Source organism: Holdemania filiformis DSM 12042, from assembly GCF_000157995.1.
In the GTDB taxonomy this organism is placed as follows: Bacteria; Bacillota_I; Bacilli_A; order Erysipelotrichales; family Erysipelotrichaceae; genus Holdemania; species Holdemania filiformis.
In genome coordinates this window covers 159151-163971 of record NZ_GG657561.1, presented here as the reverse complement: position 1 = coordinate 163971, position 4821 = coordinate 159151, and the positions used below count along the sequence as shown (strand labels likewise).

The 4821-nt window shown below is 43.4% G+C and carries 4 protein-coding genes; all 4 read right to left on the bottom strand.

What is annotated here, in order from left to right; genetic code table 11:
• Positions 1-337, bottom strand: a 337-nt coding sequence (locus tag HOLDEFILI_RS13430; RefSeq protein WP_006060315.1) for a PTS sugar transporter subunit IIB, incomplete at its 3' end; no start/stop codon positions are given.
• 56 nt (positions 338-393) lie between these two features.
• A complete protein-coding gene (locus HOLDEFILI_RS13425) occupies positions 394-810 on the bottom strand; it encodes a PTS sugar transporter subunit IIA (protein WP_006060314.1) in 417 nt (138 codons plus the stop codon).
• Positions 807-3557: a sigma 54-interacting transcriptional regulator gene (locus HOLDEFILI_RS13420; protein WP_006060313.1), complete on the bottom strand. Its 2751-nt coding sequence runs from the start codon at positions 3555-3557 to the stop codon at positions 807-809. The genes HOLDEFILI_RS13425 and HOLDEFILI_RS13420 overlap by 4 nt, the downstream gene beginning before the upstream one ends.
• 300 nt (positions 3558-3857) lie before the next feature.
• A complete protein-coding gene (locus HOLDEFILI_RS13415) occupies positions 3858-4706 on the bottom strand; it encodes a DegV family protein (protein ID WP_006060312.1) in 849 nt (282 codons plus the stop codon).
• Between the last annotated feature and the right edge of the window lie 115 nt (positions 4707-4821).

Here is a 4821-nt window from a genome sequence, read left to right as displayed (position 1 = left end):
CAATCCGACCGCTGTTTCCAATATTAATTCGCTCGATCAAGGTTTTATCCGGCAGTAATCGAAGCAATCTCGCCGCGTCGGCCGGGCTTTTCATCACCAGCAGAATGTTCATTTTAGCGGAACGTGGATCCTGAATCAGCCGGGAGGCTTCTTCAATGGATTTGATCAACAGTTTAATTTGTTCAGGCACCGCTAATTTCATGGCCAGACTCTGAATCGGATCCTGGACCAGCTCATCGTTGGCCACGATAATCCCTTTGATGTTAAGCTGTTTCGTCCACATGAATACGACTTGTCCATGCAGCAGCCGATCGTCAATCCGCAGCATTTTGATCATACATTTCCCTCCTTTCCCATATGAAGTTCACTGGAGAACATCCAGTTCATTCCTTTTTAAAACCAGGATTCCTCTTGCGGTATCTCGTTTAATTTAGCATTGCCGTAAACCATTGACTTCTGCGCTTCATTCAGGATGGATTCGATAGTCATGCCGCCGGTTTCCACATCGCTCAAGCACAGCTGCAAGACTAAATTCAGATTCATCCCGGCAATCAAATGAACATTGGCGTCCGCACAGAGAGGAAGCAAAGCGGTATTGACGCTGCCTCCCCAAAGGTCGGTAAGAATAACCGTTAATTCGCCAGGCCAGGTTTTGATCATTCCTTCTACTTTTGCTTTGAGCAGTTCCGGCTGCATTCCCGAAACCAGGGACAACGGAATCAGCTCTGTCTGATCTCCAATGATCATTCTGGCCGTATCGGCCATGCCTTCGGCTAACCGGCCATGTGAAGCTAAAATCAATCTTTTCATTCTGCCTCTCCTTCCAAATCTTTTTTATTAAAGGCTTCATCATTCGCGATATAATCATACAAATAAGATATTTCATCAATCGGAACGGTAACGTTATAGCTTTTCAATATCCGTTGGAAACTGATATGAACTTGATCAATAAAATCCTGATGTTCTTTTTGAAAACGTGTTAAATCCGCCTGGGACTCAATCGCAGTTCTTGTCACCAGCCGCTCAATGAGAAAACTGACATGGATGTAAATTCCCACAAGTGTACGGCTTTGAAACCGGCAATGACGCTGCCGTTGAAGCTCGCTGACAGCCTCATAAACTGAATCCAGCAAAGGTGAAGGATTGAGAATCGTGAGGTTTTCCATCAGACTTTGCAAAGAAAAATTCTTTAATAACTGCTGATGAAATTGATCCAGTTCCTCGTCGTTCAATTCATCCTGAAAGGCTTCGGATAAGGGCTGCAGGTTTCTGAAGCCTACAATATCTTCTAAAGTCACTGAATTAACGCCTTCCAGTTTCAAGCCTAACGGTTTGATTAAGAGGACGACATGATATTGCTGAAAGCAATCGTCATTTTCCAATGTCGTCTTCAGTCTTGAATATTCGACCTCAATAAATTTGATATTGACCGGGCGCGGCAAAGAGCTGCGGAACAGTTCTGCCAATTTTCCGCTGACGCGGATTGAGATATCATTTGTGAATATAATAGCTTTAGGTTTTTCTGTTTGCCGCAGCAGCCGGTAATGGCACTGATGGCTTTGACAAGCGGCGACGAGAATCGTTTCCAGTTCTTCATTTTGTTTAATCCGATTCCCGACATCCAGTGCTAATCCTGTTGATATATTGTTAATAATTCCAATATCCATCTTTGAATTTAAGTGCTGGGCCATCGCTTCCAGTGAGCCCATGTCGACAAGAACTAACATTCCTTGATAATAAGAATGCATCTGCAGGAACATATCCAATTGCTTTTCAATCGCGGCTACTTCAGTATCCAGCGGCATGTCAATGGCATCAAAGACTTGACTTTGCAATAACTGATTCGCGGCATCCGCTATACTGGAAGCCGTAGAATAACCGTGACTGATTATAATTCCGCATAACTGCCGGCCTTTTTCCTGCTGGTTATAAAAACAGATATTCAATGTGAGAAAAATAATATTCAGCGGTTGTGTTTTGATTTCCAATGTAGCGCATAGCCGGGAAATCAATTCGTCGGCAAGTGAGAACGCCTGCGGCAGTTCCTGTTTCAGGGAATTCAGACAAGACTGAATCGAATCTTTCTGTTCGCTCTCCCAAACAGAAGCACTGGTATTCATTTGATTAAGAGAATAAATTATTCTTGCTAAAACAAAACTGCAGTTTAAAGGCAAGGTTAGTCTGGAATTGTCTTTCGTTTGATCGATCAACATTTGAATCATATTTTCTATCGAACTGATCCGCGGATTCTCTTCTTTTTGTTCAAAAACAATCATGTCATAATATTTCCGCATGATCTCCAACCCATCTTTCAGAAAAGAGTTGAAATGATGATGATTAAAAAAGTAATCCCGATGCGCTTCCAGCAACAGATCAAACAGATCGAAAATCTGATGATGATCATTCTCAGGAACTAATTCGTTGATCGTTAAATAGACAAATTCCTCTTTCAAGCCTTTCCATTCTAACGGGATTTTCGATAACAAAGGTTCCGGCAAATAAACCCGCTTCAAGTTCAGGCTTTGCGTCTTCTCCTGTTCCAAAAAAGCATTGGCACACATCGTCCGAATACAGTTTTTTAATTCATGAATATTCAGCCCGAGCGTATTGCTTCCTAACAAAGTAAATAAAGATTGCGAGAGTCGTATTTCGCAGTTTAATCTTTTTTGTTCCTGATTCAGGAGTACTCTTACCAATTGTTCCCGTTCTTCAGCAGGACGTTTCATTAACGGCGGAATGCTGCAATGAACAGGAATACTCAATCGTAAATCTTGTCCTAAACACTCTAATGAAGGCGTATCCATCCCAATGATTATCCGCATTTGACTGCTGATGGGATGATCCGAATCTCCCATGCGGGTAAACTGCCCTGTGTTGATATAACCGGCGATCCTCTGCTGACATTCCAAGCTCATTTTGTCGGCCTGTGAAAGATAAAGAAGACCGTTTTGACATTTTTCAATAAAGCCTGTTTGTTTTTTAACCGAGCTGTGAATTCCAAAAATATCTTCCAGCATTTTATCTGAGGTTTGTTCTGAATTAAATTGATATGCGATAAAACAAGCTTTATCCGTTACGCGATCTTGATTTTTTAAGAATTCAAAAGCAAGCCGGGCTAGAAATGTTTTTCCGCTGCCTTTTTCACCCTGGAGAATCACGGGCAATCCATGCGGATAAAGCATCGCAGCTTTTAGCTGTGAAATACAGTAGCTCAGCGAACCCTCCCCGCCCACCGCATTAAAAAAATCCTGCGGCTCTTTCTGCTTCTGTTTTAACGCTTCAATTAAATCCGGCATATTGTAATATTCGTTATAGGTTAACGTCACATTATACTTTTTCTCTAACTGTGTTCTATCAAAATAATATACAGGTCTGGAGTTAATTTTTATACATTGTCCCTGTTTACACAGTTCATTCAAATACTGGCTGGCTAAAGAACGGCTGATATTTAAAGTTTTGGCAATATTGCCGGTGGACATCGCTTTTAAAAAGTCAACGCCATGACGGCAGGTTAGATCTTCTACGATTTTCTGAATTTCTTTCTGCGTTTTTTTCATGACTCACCACAGCTCTCTAAGGTTGACTTCTGTCTTCATTATAAGCATTGGAGCAAAATTGTCTGAAACACCAAAGAACCTAAACACTGTCCTGCAGTTTTCATTCATTTTCAACACTATAAATCCATTTTAACAATGCAATTCTCTATGTTATTCATTACTGAAAATCTTACATAGACTATAAACAAATTAAAGTCACCCATGTCATGATACTGCTTGAACTCGAATTAATCTATATCTCAATAAGTTTGGCAATTATTGCCTATTTCAAGATTTCAAAAAAAACTGCTAAGCTTATGCTTAACAGTCTGCCTGACGCAGATAGGCGATCGCGCTGACGCCCGGCCCGGTATGCGTGCCGATTACGCTGCCGACGCCGCACACCTGCGAACTGACGATTGCTTTTTCTTCTAAGAAGGCGATCAGGTCGCTAACCGCTTCGCGGTTTCCCGTATAGCCAAAGATCGGTTCAAATTGAGGATCCGGCATCCCCAGCTTTTCCATCTGCTGCCAAAACAGCTGCAGCGTCGCTTTCTTGCCGCGGGCTTTGCCTAAAACGCTCAGCTTGCCCTCCTCCAAGGTGATCATCGGATGAATCCCTAACAGCGAACCCGCGAATCCGGCTGCCTTGGATAACCGACCGCCTTTTACCAGGAATTCCAGCGTGTCCACAGCCGCCAGAACGACGATGCGCGATTTCAGCTGATCTAACTGCGCCGCGATCTGCCTGGCGGACTGGCCGGCATCACGCAGTCGGATTGCTTCGCGCAGAAGCAGTTGCGTACCGATCGTCGCCGATAAACCGTCAACGATATAAATCGGTTCGTATTCACAATAATCCTTCGCCAGCTGCGCCGATTGACAGGTTCCGCTTAACTGGCTGGACAACGTCAGAACGAGGATCTCCTCGCCCGCCGCTTTCGCTTTCTCATATTCCGTCAGGAAATCGTTCGGCGAGGGCTGCGAAGTTGTCGGAAGCTGACCGCTGCCCGTCAGTTTGGCATAAAATTCTTCGATGTTCAAATCAATGCCGTCGCGGTATTCGTCATGGCCGAACAGCACCTTCAGCGCAACTACGCTTATCTTGAGCTGGCGGGCAGTCTCCGGGGTCACATCGGTTGTGGAATCAGTGATAATACGAACTGTCATATCGTGTCTCCTCCTTGAGATAGTTTGAATATCAATATAAAAATCTAACCCATTATAACAGCGCATTCTCCCCTTGACAACCCTTTTTCGCAAAATAAAAACGGCATTTCAAACG

What these genes read in the sequence shown, in the direction of transcription:
- HOLDEFILI_RS13425 (WP_006060314.1), bottom strand. Translation starts at nt 810, where the DNA reads ATGAAAAGATTGATTTTAGCTTCACATGGCCGGTTAGCCGAAGGCATG.
- HOLDEFILI_RS13420 (WP_006060313.1), bottom strand. Translation starts at nt 3,557, where the DNA reads ATGAAAAAAACGCAGAAAGAAATTCAGAAAATCGTAGAAGATCTAACC.
- HOLDEFILI_RS13415 (WP_006060312.1), bottom strand. Translation starts at nt 4,706, where the DNA reads ATGACAGTTCGTATTATCACTGATTCCACAACCGATGTGACCCCGGAG.